Origin of the sequence: Streptomyces cinerochromogenes (genome assembly GCF_014648635.1) — a bacterium.
Lineage (GTDB): Bacteria > Actinomycetota > Actinomycetes > Streptomycetales > Streptomycetaceae > Streptomyces > Streptomyces cinerochromogenes.
The window spans coordinates 65,647-79,437 of sequence record NZ_BMRM01000012.1 but is presented as its reverse complement, the minus strand read 5'-3'; the positions used below and the strand labels follow the sequence as shown (position 1 = coordinate 79,437).

The 13,791-nt window shown below is 70.3% G+C and carries 11 protein-coding genes; 4 read left to right on the top strand and 7 right to left on the bottom strand.

The window, feature by feature from the left end:
* Nucleotides 1–13: 13 nt before the first annotated feature.
* The 7 genes from IEZ20_RS23210 to IEZ20_RS23180 all read right to left on the bottom strand — a co-directional run bounded on the left by IEZ20_RS23210 (nucleotide 14) and on the right by IEZ20_RS23180 (nucleotide 5,929).
* Nucleotides 14–958: a type II secretion system F family protein gene (locus IEZ20_RS23210; protein WP_189301871.1), complete on the bottom strand. Its 945-nt coding sequence runs from the start codon at nucleotides 956–958 to the stop codon at nucleotides 14–16.
* An 11-nt stretch (nucleotides 959–969) separates the two neighbouring features.
* Nucleotides 970–2,307, bottom strand: coding sequence for a TadA family conjugal transfer-associated ATPase (locus IEZ20_RS23205; RefSeq protein WP_189301869.1), 1,338 nt, complete (start codon nucleotides 2,305–2,307; stop codon nucleotides 970–972).
* An 18-nt stretch (nucleotides 2,308–2,325) separates the two neighbouring features.
* A complete protein-coding gene (locus IEZ20_RS23200) occupies nucleotides 2,326–2,670 on the bottom strand; it encodes a TadE/TadG family type IV pilus assembly protein (RefSeq protein WP_189301867.1) in 345 nt (114 codons plus the stop codon).
* A 1-nt stretch (nucleotide 2,671) separates the two neighbouring features.
* Complete coding sequence (locus IEZ20_RS23195) at nucleotides 2,672–3,052, bottom strand: TadE family protein (RefSeq protein ID WP_189301864.1); 381 nt, start codon at nucleotides 3,050–3,052, stop codon at nucleotides 2,672–2,674.
* A gap of 7 nt (nucleotides 3,053–3,059) precedes the next feature.
* Nucleotides 3,060–4,295, bottom strand: a complete 1,236-nt coding sequence (locus tag IEZ20_RS23190; RefSeq protein WP_189301862.1) for a CpaE/TadZ family protein — start codon at nucleotides 4,293–4,295, stop codon at nucleotides 3,060–3,062.
* A gap of 9 nt (nucleotides 4,296–4,304) precedes the next feature.
* Entirely contained in the window at nucleotides 4,305–5,009 is a 705-nt protein-coding gene (gene cpaB / locus IEZ20_RS23185) for a Flp pilus assembly protein CpaB (protein ID WP_189301860.1), read from the bottom strand.
* Between the two features lie 65 nt (nucleotides 5,010–5,074).
* Nucleotides 5,075–5,929 (bottom strand): hypothetical protein, encoded by an 855-nt coding sequence (locus IEZ20_RS23180; protein ID WP_373303961.1) that lies wholly within the window; start codon nucleotides 5,927–5,929, stop codon nucleotides 5,075–5,077.
* A gap of 296 nt (nucleotides 5,930–6,225) precedes the next feature.
* Here IEZ20_RS23180 and IEZ20_RS23175 point away from each other — a divergent pair, with 296 nt between their 5' ends.
* From IEZ20_RS23175 to IEZ20_RS23160, 4 genes are all read left to right on the top strand, one after another.
* Nucleotides 6,226–7,941, top strand: coding sequence for a chitinase (locus IEZ20_RS23175; RefSeq protein WP_229896222.1), 1,716 nt, complete (start codon nucleotides 6,226–6,228; stop codon nucleotides 7,939–7,941).
* Nucleotides 7,942–8,078: 137 nt separating this feature from the next.
* Complete coding sequence (locus IEZ20_RS23170; protein WP_189301858.1) at nucleotides 8,079–8,564, top strand: hypothetical protein; 486 nt, start codon at nucleotides 8,079–8,081, stop codon at nucleotides 8,562–8,564.
* On the top strand, nucleotides 8,561–9,130 hold the full coding sequence (locus IEZ20_RS23165; RefSeq protein ID WP_229896221.1) for a hypothetical protein: 570 nt from the start codon (nucleotides 8,561–8,563) through the stop codon (nucleotides 9,128–9,130). The genes IEZ20_RS23170 and IEZ20_RS23165 overlap by 4 nt, the downstream gene beginning before the upstream one ends.
* On the top strand, nucleotides 9,130–13,785 hold the full coding sequence (locus tag IEZ20_RS23160) for a putative T7SS-secreted protein (RefSeq protein ID WP_189301855.1): 4,656 nt from the start codon (nucleotides 9,130–9,132) through the stop codon (nucleotides 13,783–13,785). The genes IEZ20_RS23165 and IEZ20_RS23160 overlap by 1 nt, the downstream gene beginning before the upstream one ends.
* Nucleotides 13,786–13,791 lie beyond the last annotated feature (6 nt).

Sequence of the window (13,791 nt, the reverse complement as noted above, 5' to 3'; positions counted from 1 at the left end):
CGGGTCACCTTCCTCAGACGTCGATCCGGCTCAGGCGGCGGATGAGGACGAAGCCGACGGCGTACATGGCGAACGCGATGATCACGCAGGCCTGGCCGACCGGGGAGCCGGTCATGCGGTCCAGCGCTCCGTCCTTGACGCCGTTCATCAGGAACAACGCGCCGATCCCGAGGACGGGTACGGCGTACGACGTCATGGTCACCTGGGAGAGCTGGGTGCGGATCTCGCGCCGGGTCTCCTTGCGCTCCTCCAGGGTCTCGGTGAGGTTGCGCAGTGCCGACACCACCTGGCCGCCCGCCCTGTTCGACAGGACCAGTGTCGTGACGAGGACGACCAGTTCGCGGGAGGGGAGGCGGCCGGCCAGCTCGCCGAGCGCGTCCTCCAGGGAGTGGCCGATGGAGAGCTGGTCGGCGACCTTGGCGAGTTCCTCGCCGGCCGGGGCCTCCAGTTCCTCCGCCGCCATGCCGATCGCGGTGCGCAGGGCGAGGCCGGCCTGGGTGGCGTTGGCCAGGATGCGGGCCAGTTCGGGGAGCTGGTTGATGAAGCGTTCGATGCGTTTCTGGCGCTGCCAGTTGAGGAACTGGACCGCCGCCCCGACGCCGAGGAGTCCGGCGAGCGGGCCGAAGAAGGGGGCCAGGGTGGCCTGGCCGATCAGCCAGAGAGCGGCCACGGCCGCGAGCACGGCGGCGAAGAACTCCCCCGGTGTGACGTCCAGGCCGGTCGCCGCCAGGCGCCGCTCCAGCCAGCGGCCGAGGCGGGTGCGGCGCAGCCGCCGGTCCAGGTCGCGGAAGCGGCGGGTGCGGCCGGTCGCGGGTGGTGGGCCGGTGTGGGCGAGGCGGTCCACGAGGGCGGCGCGCCGGGCCCGGCCGGAGGCGTAGGCGTGGACGCCGGCCACCGCCAGGACGCAGGTCAGCAGCGTCACTCCGGTGGTGAGCCGGACGAGGGTGTGGAGTTCCATGGTCGGGGGTCCTACCTGGCTTCTCGGGTGGCTAGCTGGTCGGCGGAGCGGGCTACGCCGAAGGCCTGCGGGAGGGGCTGGCTCGCCATGTAGAGGCGGTCGGCGGTGCGGCGGGGCAGGGGGAAGTAGCGGAAGGTGCCGTGGACGCGGCCGTCGGGGGTCATGGGCTGTGCTTCGAAGCGGGCGGCGGTCGCCAGCCGGTACGGCTCCGAGCCGTGGCTGTCGAGCAGGGCGATCTCGGTGATGCGGCGGGCGCCGTCGGCGAACCGGGTGAGCTGGACGATGACGTCGACGGCGCTGTTGATCTGGTCGTGCAGGGCGACGAAGGGGACCTCGACGTCGGACATGGAGGCGAGGGTCTGCAGGCGGGTCAGGGCGTCTTCGGCGCTGTTGGCGTGCACGGTGGCCAGGGAGCCGTCGTGGCCCGTGGACATCGCCTGGAGCATGTCGAGGGACTCGCCGCCGCGGACCTCGCCGACCACGATCCGGTCGGGGCGCATGCGCAGGGAGTTGCGGACCAGGTCGCGGATGGTGACCTGGCCCTTGCCCTCGACGTTCGGCGGGCGTGACTCCAGACGGACCACGTGGGTCTGCTGGAGCTGGAGTTCGGCGGAGTCCTCGATGGTGATGATGCGTTCGTGGGCGGGGATCAGGCCGGACAGGGCGTTCAGGAGGGTGGTCTTACCGGTGCCGGTGGCGCCGGAGACGATGATGTTGAACTTGGCCTGCACCAGGCCCGCCAGCAGGTACACCATGTGCTCGTCCAGCGAGCCGAAGGCGATCAGCTCCTGGAGGGTGAAGGAGCGCGGGAAGCGGCGGATGGTGAGGATGGGGCCGGTCAGGGACAGCGGCGGGATGATGACGTTGACGCGTTCGCCGGAGGGCAGGCGGGCGTCGACCATGGGGTTGGACTCGTCGACGCGGCGGTTGACCGTCGACACGATCCGCTCGATGGTCTGCATCAGCTGGTCGGCGGAGACGAAGCGGAGGGGGAGCTGCTCCACCCGGCCGCCGCGCTCCACGAAGATCGCGTCCGGGCCGTTGACCATGATCTCGGTGATGGACGCGTCCTCCAGCAGCGGCTCCAGGATGCCGAGGCCGAGCGCCTCGTCCACCACCCGGCGGATCAGCTGGGACCGCTCGACCGTCGACAGGACCGGGCCCTCGCGGCTGATGATGTGCCCGAGCACCCGTTCCAGCCGGGCCCGGCGGTCGGCGGCGGCGAGCGAGCTCATCTCGGCGAGGTCGATCTCCTCCAGCAGCTTGGCCCGGTAGGAGGCGACCAGATGCCCGTCCTCGCCCCGGCTGCCGTGCTCCTCCGGGGTGCTGATGCGTGCCCGCAGACTCATGGGGTCGCTTCTCCTCGGTCAGTGGTCGAGCGGCATGGTGGCGGACTTGGTGGCGGAGCCGAGGTCCCAGACGATGGTGGGGATGTGGACGGTCGCGGTGACGGTGACCGAGTCGTCTCCCGGGGCGGCCGCGCAGGACACCGTGAGACCGCCGCTCACGGCGTCGGCGCACGCCTGGCCGTACGACTGCCCCAGTGACGCCGCCCGCGCCCCCGCCCTGGCCGCCGTACCGGCCTGCTCGGCGGCGTAGGCGACGGCGCCGATCTGGAAGCCGGCCAGGCCGACGACGAGCAGGACGGGGATGAACCCCAGGTACTCGACGGCGACCTGGCCCCGGTCGCGTCCCGGATGGCGGTACGGCATGTCAGTGCTTCGCCTCCTCGACGGCTCCGGCGTGGCCGTGCACGGTGACGGGGAAGTCGACGAAGCCGGGGAAGAGGACGGGGACCTTGATGGCCACGTCGGCCGTCACATAGCCGCTCCCGCCGCAGTGGTCCACGCCGGCACCCTCCCGCCACGCCCCCGACAGATGCCGCAGCGCGGCCTGTTCGCACACGCCGAACCGCTCCCCCGGAGGTGCCGCCGTCCCCGCCCGTACGCCCTCGTCCGCGGCGTTCCCCGCGAGCGTGAAGGCGTATCCCACCAGCACGGCCTGCCACATGAGCACCAGGGTCAGAACGATCAGCGGGGTCATGCCCAGGAACTCGATGCTCACCTGCCCCCGGTCCCCGTCCGGCCTTCTCATGGCAGGTTCACTCCTTCCGCCGCCGCAGACCCACCGGGCCCCGCCCGCTCCCGCGGTGGGAGGCTCCCTCCGCCGCCTTCACCAGCCCCAGCTCCCCCGCGAGCGCCCACAGCGCCTGTTTGACCGTGCTCTTCGCGTCGAGTTCGTGGAGCCGCCCGGCGTCCACGACCCCTTGCAGCTCCCTGAAGTTGGCGGGTACGGCCGTACGCGCCAGCGCCGTCCCGGTGATGCGCTGCACGAGCGCGGGCTGGATCTCGGTGCTGCGCGTGTGCCGGTTGACGACCACCGTGGTCTCCTCGGCCTTGCGGACCTGGAGCCGGTCCCACATCCGTACGGTCCGTTTGGCGGCGCGTACGGCGATGACGTCCGGGGTGGTGACCAGCAGCGCGGTGTCGGCCATCTCGACGGCGGCCGCGCCGGCCCCGCCGAGCTGGGCGCCGCAGTCGATGACGACGACCTCGTAGCGCGAGCGCAGGGCGCTGACCATCTGGCGGGCGGCGCGGTCGGTGACCTCCTCGCCGCGTTCGCCCTCGCCGGGTGCGAGCAGCAGGGCGAGGCCGGTGTCGTGGCGGAAGACGGCGTCGGCGAGGACGCGGGGGGAGATGTCGGTGATGGCGGCCAGGTCGGCCACCGAGCGGCGGAACTGGATGTCCAGGTAGGAGGCGACGTCGCCGGTCTGGAGGTCGAGGTCGACGAGGGCGGTGGCGCGGCCGGAGGCCTGGGCGGCGAGGGCCAGCTGGACGGCGGTCAGGGTCGCGCCGACGCCTCCCTTGGCGCCGCTGACCGTGACGACGGTGCCGCCGGCCCCGGCGAGCAGCTCGGCACCGTGCCCGAGGTGCCGTCGTACCCCTGTCGACCACTGGGCGACGGCCTGGACCCGGCTGGCGAGTTCCTCGTACGACAGCGGGAGCGCGACCAGTCCGCGGGCGCCGGAGTCCATGGCGGCGGCGAACAGGCCGGGGCTCGCGTCGGTGGTGACGAGGATGACGCCGACGGCCGGGAAGCGCAGGGCGACCTCGCGGATCAGTTCCAGGGCCGGGACGGGCCCGATCCGCTCGTGGACGACCACCACCTCGGGCAGTTCGTCGACGGACTCGGCGGCGAGCCGGGCGAGGCCGTCGACCAGCTGGGTGGAGTCGGTGACCGGGGGCTGGGGTTCGGCGTCGGGGAGCTGGCTGAGGAGGGTGGTGAGGGAGCGGACGGCGTCCGGGTCCGCGCCGGCCGGGAGGATCCTGGTGGGCATGGCCGCCTCTCACTTGTCCGTCGCGAGTTCGTAGGTGCGGTCCTTGTCGGGGACGCTGGTCTCGCTGCCGGGGGCCACGAGCGCGAGCCGGACGCGCTGGGCGAAGGACTCGGCGTAGGTGATGCGCTGGGCGTCGATGGTGGACAGCGCGAAGGTGATCGGGACGGCCTCGGTGGCCCGCTGGTCCTTGTCCCGGTCCGGGTCGAGGGCGGTGATCTGGCCGACGTCGAGGACCCGGGCGTTGGTCACGATGATCTTCGACTGGTCGGGGTCGCCCTCCTTCTTGCCCTCGAAGGTGGCATAGACGTTGACCCGCGAGCCGGGGGTGATCTTCCCGGCCACGCCGGTCGCCGCGTCGATCATGATGGCGACCTCCTGCTGGCCGGGCTGGAGGGCGGGCTGGTCCACGATCATGTCGGTCTGGAGCAGGGAGCCGGTGTGCAGGGTGGTCACGGCGATCTTGCCGCGGATCTGCCCGAGGTCGGTGACGGCGTTGCCGGACAGCCACCGCCGCGGCATCTCGACCTTCTCGAACTGGTCCGTCTCCAGCGCGGTGTACGGCTTCACCTCGGACCTGACCCGGTAGGCGGCGACCTCGGGCCCGACCTTGGAGTTCACGTCGTGGATGACGGAGAGCACGCCGGCGAACGCGCCCAGCGCGCACAGGACCGACAGGATCAGGAGTATCACGCCGCGGCGCTGACGGGAGTTCATGAACCGTGCAACCTCATTGGGGGAATCGGTCGAGCGGGCTGTGAGGGCGGTGGTGTCCGGTCGGGTCAGGCGGGCGTGCGCTGCTCCAGGGCGCGGGGCGGTTCGGGGGCGGGCGGGGTGGCGGAGCAGAAGACGCAGCGGTCGCCGATGACGTCGAGGCCGCACCAGTGACAGCTGGTCTGCCGTACGGAGGTGACCAGTTGGTAGAGGACGGACAGGTCGGCGAGGTAGCCGCAGAACTCGACCATGCGGCCGGTCCCCCACCACACCGGGGACTCGGCGGGCAGCGGCACCTCGCGCACGCCGTGCACGCCCCACTGGCCGCCGAGCCCGCCCGCCCAGTCGCTCTGCAGCTGCCCTTTGGCGACCAGCAGCCAGGTGCTGAACTCGGGCCCCTTGAGCGTGACCCCGGGGCCGGCCCTGACCAGCTGGGGCTCGGGGTGGGCGAGCACGGCGAACTGGCTGCCCGGCACCCAGGACCGGGCGTGCGCCTTCAGCCCGACCGGGACCCGGTCCAGTCTGGCGACGGAGCCGAGGACGGCGCCGGCGTGGAGGTAGTGGGTGAGCAGCCGTCCGGCGGAGGCGAGCACGCCCGGGCTCAGGTCGCAGGAGGCGAGCTGCCGGAGCTGCCGGGCCAGCACGGCGATGCCGAGGGGCGGCAGCGCGGGCCGGAACAGGGCGATCCGGTCGCTCTCCAGCAGTGAGCGCAGGGTGTACAGCCGCCGCACGACCGGCTCGGGGGCGGCCTGGGAGCAGACGACGACCACGTACCCGTACTGCTCGACCAGGGCGTTGAGTTCGGTGAGCGCCTGGTCCAGCGGCCTGCGGTCGATCTCGGCGAGCACGACGGCGGGCATGGTCCGCTCGTCCTGCGCCGGCAGCGCCATGTCGGCGCTGGTCACGGCAATGGCAGTTGGCACGCGCAGCTCCCCGCTCTTCACACCCGCCGGCCCACCGGTGTAACTCCAATGCGCCAGGACGACTTCATTGCGTGACTACCTGAGCACTGTAACCACGGCCCTGTGGCCGGAGAACAGCGTTCGTGAAGCCGGTGTGGAACTCTCCAGCCACAAGTCCCGCCAAACCCGGACAGGTTGAGCGACCACCCTTCGCTCTTGTCGGTCTGGACCTCTTGACACCCGGATTGGTCTGGACCAACTTGGGACGCGCAGCGAAGACGTGGCTCCCCTCCCCCTCTCCCCTTCCGGAGGCTTCAGTGGACCGTGCCCCAGGCATACCCGGACCCCGCAGACGGCGGCTCGCGGCATGGTCCGCCGCCGGCGCCCTGGCCCTCTCGGCCGCGGGCCTCGCCACGGCCGCCCCGGCGTCCGCCGCGGACGTCAACAACGTGCGGAACGCGGGCTTCGAGTCGGGCCTGACCAACTGGACGTGCACGGCCGGCAGCGGTACGACGGTCACGTCCCCGGTCCACGGCGGCACCGGGGCCCTGAAGGCGACCCCGGCCGGCCAGGACAACGCCCAGTGCACCCAGTCGGTGGCGGTCAAGCCCAACTCGACGTACACGCTGAGCGCATGGGTGCAGGGCGGATACGCGTACCTGGGCGTCACGGGCACGGGCACGACGGACGTCTCGACGTGGACCCCCGACTCGACGTCCTGGAAGCAGCTGTCGACGACGTTCACCACGGGCTCCTCCACGACCTCGGTCACGGTCTACACCCACGGCTGGTACGGCCAGGCCGCCTACTACGCCGACGACCTCTCGGTCTACGGCCCCGACGGCGGCGGAGGCGGCGACCCGGCCCCCACGGTCCCCGCGGCCCCGGCCGGCCTCTCCGTCACCGGTACGACCTCCTCCTCGGTCTCCCTGTCCTGGTCCCCGGTCTCGGGCGCGACCGGGTACAACGTCTACCGCAACGGCACGAAGGTCACGGCGGTCACGGGCACGTCGGCGACGGTGACCGGCCTCTCCGCCTCCACGTCGTACACCTTCCAGGTGACGGCGACCAACGCGGCCGGCGAGTCGGCGAAGTCGGCGACGGTGACCGGGACGACGTCCTCCGGCACCGGCGGCGGGGGCGGCTCCCTCCCCAAGCACGCGGTGACCGGCTACTGGCAGAACTTCAACAACGGCGCGACGGTCCAGAAGCTGTCCGACGTCCCCTCCGCCTACGACATCATCGCGGTGGCCTTCGCCGACGCGACGTCGACACCGGGAGCGGTGAGCTTCTCCCTCGACTCCGCCGGCCTGGGCGGCTACACGGTCGACCAGTTCAAGGCGGACATCAAGGCCAAGCAGGCGGCCGGCAAGAAGGTCATCATCTCGGTCGGCGGCGAGAAGGGCTCGGTGTCGGTGAACGACGCGACCTCGGCCACCAACTTCGCCGACTCCGTCTCCTCCCTGATGCAGACCTACGGCTTCGACGGCGTCGACATCGACCTGGAGAACGGCCTCAACGCGACCTACATGACGCAGGCCCTGCGCGCCCTGTCGGCGAAGACCGGCTCGTCCCTGGTCATCACCATGGCCCCACAGACGATCGACATGCAGTCGACGTCGAACGCCTACTTCCAGACCGCGCTGAACGTGAAGGACATCCTCACGGTCGTCAACATGCAGTACTACAACAGCGGCTCCATGCTGGGCTGCGACGGCAAGGTGTACAGCCAGGGCACCGTCGACTTCCTCACCGCCCTCGCCTGCATCCAGCTGGAAGGCGGCCTCTCCCCCTCCCAGGTCGGCCTCGGCCTCCCGTCCTCCACCCGCGCGGCGGGCAGCGGCTACGTCTCCCCCACGGTCGTGAACAACGCCCTGGACTGCCTTACCGCCGCCACCAACTGCGGCACCTTCAAGCCGTCCAAGACCTACCCCGGCCTGCGCGGCGCGATGACGTGGTCCACGAACTGGGACGCGGCGTCGGGGAACGCCTGGTCGGGTCCGGTGGGGGCGCACGTGCACGCGCTGCCGTGACCTGACCTGTACGGACAGACGTTCGTGGCGCCCGGGCCTTGCGGTCCGGGCGCTTCCGTGTGTACGGCGGCCGAACTTGAGCGGTCCGCCGTTATCCCTTTTGCCCCTGGTCGCAGGTCGGTGTGATGATCCCGGACATGGCTGAACACGGGGGCGACGCCAACTCGACGGGGAATGTCCGCAGGTCACGGCTGTACGACTACGCGGACGTCGCGGTGCCGGACCGGCGGCCGGAGACCACGGGCGATCCCGACCACAGGCGCCGGGAGTTCGCCGTCCTGCTGGGCGAGTTCCGGCGCACGGCCGTACTGGTGCCGGTGGACGAGGACGAGGCACCTCTGACGGCCGACTTCGGCGGTGTCCGCTGGATCTACGCGTTCTCGGACGAAGGGGCGTTGGCGCGTTTCGCGGTGGCGCGGGGCGAGGGTGCGCGGGACTGGGCCTACCAGCGGTGGCTGGGCGCACGCCTGCTGGACGCGGCGGTTCCGGCGGTGGGGATGCCGTGCGGGGTGGCGCTGGACTGCGCCGACGGGGAGGACGGCATGGTCTTTCCTCCGGTGCGGGGGATCGTGCCGGATGCGGTGGCGGTGGACGTGGAGGGTGTGACGGGGGATGAGCGGTGACCGGTAAGGATCTGGCGACCGAGGGGCTGGGCCTGATCGCCAAGGGGCTGACCGATGCGCTGGGTGAGCTGAAGGAGCTGGGCGGCTTCGGCACGTCCGGGGCCGGGCGCGGCTTCGCCGAGATCGCGCTGTCGGGCCTGGAGCTGGGCCATGAGGGCCTGACGGACGAGTTCAAGTCGTTCTGCGAGCGCTGGGAGTGGGGGGTGCGGTCGCTGATCGCCGAGGGCAATGGCTTCGCGGAGAAGACGGGCCTGGCGGCCGGCACGTACTACGAGACCGACAAGTACGTCGAGGGCACGGTGAAGGTCGTGGAGAACGCGGCCGTCGGCAACCCGTACGCCTCCGAGAAGGACGTCGAGAAGATGGGCTACGGCGACATCGCGACATCCGGTGCCTACGGCGGCGACGTCGACTACAGCGAGGAGTCGTTCGAGAAGGCGTGGGCCAACAGCAAGCGGGGCTGGAAGCAGGCCGCGGACGACGTGACGACCTCGCACACCATCGGACCGGTGCCGGGCGTGGGCGTGGGTGACCTGGTTGGTGACGAGCCGGGCGGTGAGGGCTGATGGGCATCGGGGATGTGACCAACGCCCTGCTGGGCGGTGCCGAGAACCTCTACGACAAGGGCAAGAAGAAGCTCGGCGAGGGCGTCGACTGGGCCACGGACAAGGTCGGCGACAAGCTGGACGAGGTCGGCCTGCACAAGTGGGCCGACGTGGTGGAGGACTGGGGCGACGGGATCGCCTCCGACCTCGGCGCCACCCCGGGCGAGCAGCAGCTCGGCCAGACCGAGGAGGCCAACGAACTCGTCCACGGCGACCCGGCGAAGATCCGGGACAGCGCCAAGCACCTGCGGGACTTCCACGACGCGTTCGACAAGGTCGGCCAGGGCCTGAAGAAGGTCGACTCCTCCGGCTGGAAGGGCGAGGGCGGCGACGCCTTCCGCAAGAAGTTCGGCGTCCACCCCGCCAGATGGGCCCAGGCGGCAGAGGCGTGCAAGTCGGCGGCGGAGGCGCTGGACTCGTACGCCGACACCGTGAAGTGGGCGCAAGGCCAGGCCAAGGAAGCCGTAGAGCTCTACAAGAAGGGCGTGAAGGCGTCCAAGACCGCGTTCGAGACGTACAAGGACAAGGTCGAGACGTACAACGCGAAGGCGAAGGCGGGCGAGGACCCCGGCCCGGATCCGGGGAAGTTCCACGACCCGGGCAAGGCCACCGTCCAGGCCGCCCAGCACAAGCTGGCCGAGGCCCGCAAGCAGCGCAACACCGCCGCCTCCGAGGCCCAGGGCAAGGTCAAGGCGGCGCTCGCCCACGCCCCCGCCGAGCCCCCGCCCCTGGACCGCCTCAAGGGCGACCTGAAGGACGGCGCGCTGTCCACCGGCATCGAACTCACCCACTTCGCGGGCGGCGTCGCCAAGGGCACGGCCGGCCTGGTCAACTTCGTCCGCGGTCTGGACCCGACGGACCCCTACAACCTCACCCACCCGGCCGCCTACATGCAGAACGTCAGCATGACGCTCTCCGGCCTGACCTCCACCGCCGCCCACCCCGAACGCACCGCCAAGACCATGTGGGAGGAGTTCCGCAAGGACCCGTCCGAGTTCAGTGGGCGCATGGCCCCCCAGTTCCTCCTCGGCGACGGCGCCGGGCTGGAAGCGGGACTGGCCCGGAAGGCGGCGGAAGAGGGCGCCGAGCAGGGCCTGCGCAGCGCCGCCCGGAACGCGGTGGAAAGGGGACCCGAGGACGTCTCCCGACGACCGCTCGAAAAGGTCTGTGAGAAGGACCCGGTCGACGTCGCGACCGGCCGGATGGTGCTGCCGCAGACCGACGTCTCCCTCCCCGGCGCCCCTCCCCTGGTCCTCAAGCGACAGTTCGAGTCGTCGTACCGGCTCGGCGGCTGGTTCGGCACGACCTGGTCCTCCACGCTCGACCAACGCCTGGAGATCGACGCGCAAGGCGTGGTCTTCGTCGGCGAGGACGGCCTGATACTGGCCTACCCCCACCCGGCGCCCGGCGTGCCGACGCTCCCCGGTCACGGCCCCCGCTGGCCGCTGGACCGCACGGACGACGGCTACACCCTCACCGACCCCGAGTCCGGCCACGTACGGCATTTCGCCGACCGCTCCGAGAACCTGGCGGTGCTGGAACAGATCGACGACCGCAACGGCAACTGGATCGCGTTCGAGTACGACACGGCGGGCGCCCCGCGCGCCCTCACCCACAGCGGCGGCTACCGCCTGCTGCTGTCGACCGCCGACGGCCGGGTCACCGCCCTGCACCTGGCCGGAGCCGCGCCGGACGGCACCGACCAGGAACTGGTCCGCTACGGCTACACCGACGGCCACCTGAGCGAGGTCGTCAACTCCTCCGGCCGTCCCCTGCGCTTCGCGTACGACGCCGAGGGACGCATCGTCTCCTGGACGGACACCAACGACAGCCGCTTCACCTACGCCTACGACGCCCAGGACCGCTGCACCCACCAGTCCGGCGCAGCCGGCCACCTGGCCTCGACCTTCACCTACGGACTGGTGGACGCGGACACCGGCGAGCACACCACGACGATCACCGACTCGCACGGCCACAGCACCCACTACCGGATCAACCGCCGCTGCCAGGTCATCGCCGAGACGGACGCGGTGGGCGCGACCACGCGCTACGCCCGCGACCGCTACAACCGCCTGCTGTCCACGACAGACGCCTTGGGCCACACGACGACGTTCGAATACAACGACGCAGGCAACCTGACGCGGGTGGTCCGCCCGGACGGCCGCGAGGCACGGGCGGAGTACGACGACCTGGGCCTGCCGGTGAAGGTGGTGAACCCGGACGGCACGGTGATCCGCCAGACCTACGACGAGAGGGGCAACCGCACCTCCGTGACGGACCCGACGGGCCAGACGACCCGCTTCACGTACACGGAGGCCGGCCATCTCACGTCGGTGACGGATCCGCTGGGCGCTACCACGACGGTCGTCTGCGACGGCGCGGGCCTACCGCTGGAGGTCACGGACCCGCTCGAAGCGGTGACCCGCTACGAACGGGACGCCCTCGGCCGTCCCACCACCATCACGGACCCCACCGGCGCGACAACTCGCCTGGAGTGGTCGATCAAGGGCCACCTGACCCGCCGCACGGCTCCCGACGGCACGACGGAGACGTGGACGTACGACGGCGAAGGCAACTGCACCAGTCACACCGATCCGCTGGGCGGCGTCTCCCACTTCGAGTACACCCACTTCGACCTGCTGGCGGCCCGCAGGGGCCCGGACGGAGTCCGCTACGAATTCGCGCACGACACGGAACTGCGCCTGACAAAGGTCACGAACCCGCAGGGTCTGACGTGGGACTACGCGTACGACCCGGCCGGCCGTCTGGTATCGGAGACGGACTTCGACGACCGCACCCTGACATACGAGTACGACGCGGCGGGCCACCTGATCTCCCGACGCAACGCACTCGGCGAGGTGACGTCCTTCGAGCGGAACGAACTCGGCCAGGTACTCCGCAAGGACGCGGCGGGCCGCATCACGACGTACGCCTACGACCTCACCGACCAGCTGGCCCAGGCAACGGGCCCTGACGGTACGACACTGACGCTGCTGCGCGACCGGTACGGCCGCCTGCGCTCGGAATCGGTCGACGGCCGCACCGTGACGTACACCTACGATGCCCTCGGCCGCCGCGCCGGCCGCACCACCCCGACCGGGGCCAGGACGACCTGGTCGTACGACGCAGCGGGCCGCCGCACGCGCATGATGGCTTCAGGCCGGGCGATCAACTTCACGTACGACGAAGCGGGCCGCGAACTAACCCGCCACATCGGCAGAACGATCACCCTGGAACACACCTTCGACTCCATGGGCCGCCTGACGACCCAGGCGGTGACCGGCGCCGCGGGCCACAGGATCCAACACCGGAGCTACACCTACCGAGCCGACGGCAACCTGATCGGCATAGACGACCACCTGTCCGGCACCCGACGCTTCGACCTGGACGCGACGGGCAGGGTCACAGCGGTCCACGCGGCCGACTGGACGGAGCGGTACGCCTACGACGAGGCAGGCAACCAGACTGAGGCGTTCTGGGCGAGGAGCCACCCGGGCCATGAGGCGACCGGCCCCCGCACCTACACGGGCACCCGCATCACCCGAGCCGGCAACGTCCGTTACGAACACGACGCCCTCGGCCGCATCACCCTCCGCCAGAAAACCCGCTTGTCCCGCAAACCGGACATCTGGCGCTACGAATGGGACACCGAGGATCGCCTGACCTCAGTGGTAACCCCCGACGGCACCCGCTGGCGCTACACCTACGACCCGCTGGGCCGTCGCACGGCAAAACTCCGACTCGCGGACGACGGCGAGACGGCCGTAGAGAGGGTGGACTTCACCTGGGACGGCACAACGCTCTGCGAACAGACCACGACATCCCTCGGCCTGCCCAACCCGGTCACCCTCACCTGGGACCACCAGGGCATTCACCCGCTTACTCAAACGGAACGCATCACCGCAACAGACGCCACTCAAGGGGAAATTGACTCTCGCTTCTTCGGAATCGTCACGGACCTGGTCGGGACTCCCACCGAGCTGGTGGACGAACAAGGCGAGATCGCCTGGCGCACTCGCAGCACCCTTTGGGGAACCACGGCATGGTCAACGAACGGCACCACCTACACTCCCCTCCGCTTCCCCGGCCAGTACTACGACCCCGAAACCGGCCTCCACTACAACTACTTCCGCCACTACGATTCCGAAATTGCCAGATACCTCACCCTGGATCCTCTTGGGCTGACGCCAGCCCCGAATCCGGCAACATATGTGCACAACCCTCACACATGGACGGACCTGCTTGGCCTCGCTCCAGGGTGCAACCAAAAGACCGTCTGGGAGGACATCAAACCCACACAGCCGAACTATCCAGGGACCGAGATTCCGAGGTCTTTCGAGATGCAGGCAGGCGAGCAACGCGTATGGGTGCACGCCAACGCAACGAAGCATTTGAACGAATACGCCCAGGGGAGAATAGCCGAGCTAGCAACCCATGACAAGATCGGGCTCATCAACCAAGTCCAACTCAAGAGCCTCCAACAAGCAGTGACGGCAGCCACAAGGGACGGCATTCCCTTGGGTAAGATGACAGAGGTGGGAGATTGGGAGTTGAAGTTCAATAAACGACCAGAGGATCCACTTCCAGCGCTGGTACACGCGCTATACAAAGGGTGAAGGGAA

Excerpts from the sequence above, each read along its gene's own strand:
- IEZ20_RS23210 (WP_189301871.1), bottom strand. The coding sequence starts at position 958 with ATGGAACTCCACACCCTCGTCCGGCTCACCACCGGAGTGACGCTGCTG.
- IEZ20_RS23205 (WP_189301869.1), bottom strand. The coding sequence starts at position 2,307 with ATGAGTCTGCGGGCACGCATCAGCACCCCGGAGGAGCACGGCAGCCGG.
- IEZ20_RS23200 (WP_189301867.1), bottom strand. The coding sequence starts at position 2,670 with ATGCCGTACCGCCATCCGGGACGCGACCGGGGCCAGGTCGCCGTCGAG.
- IEZ20_RS23195 (WP_189301864.1), bottom strand. The coding sequence starts at position 3,052 with ATGAGAAGGCCGGACGGGGACCGGGGGCAGGTGAGCATCGAGTTCCTG.
- IEZ20_RS23190 (WP_189301862.1), bottom strand. The coding sequence starts at position 4,295 with ATGCCCACCAGGATCCTCCCGGCCGGCGCGGACCCGGACGCCGTCCGC.
- cpaB (WP_189301860.1), bottom strand. The coding sequence starts at position 5,009 with ATGAACTCCCGTCAGCGCCGCGGCGTGATACTCCTGATCCTGTCGGTC.
- IEZ20_RS23170 (WP_189301858.1), top strand. The coding sequence starts at position 8,079 with ATGGCTGAACACGGGGGCGACGCCAACTCGACGGGGAATGTCCGCAGG.
- IEZ20_RS23160 (WP_189301855.1), top strand. The coding sequence starts at position 9,130 with ATGGGCATCGGGGATGTGACCAACGCCCTGCTGGGCGGTGCCGAGAAC.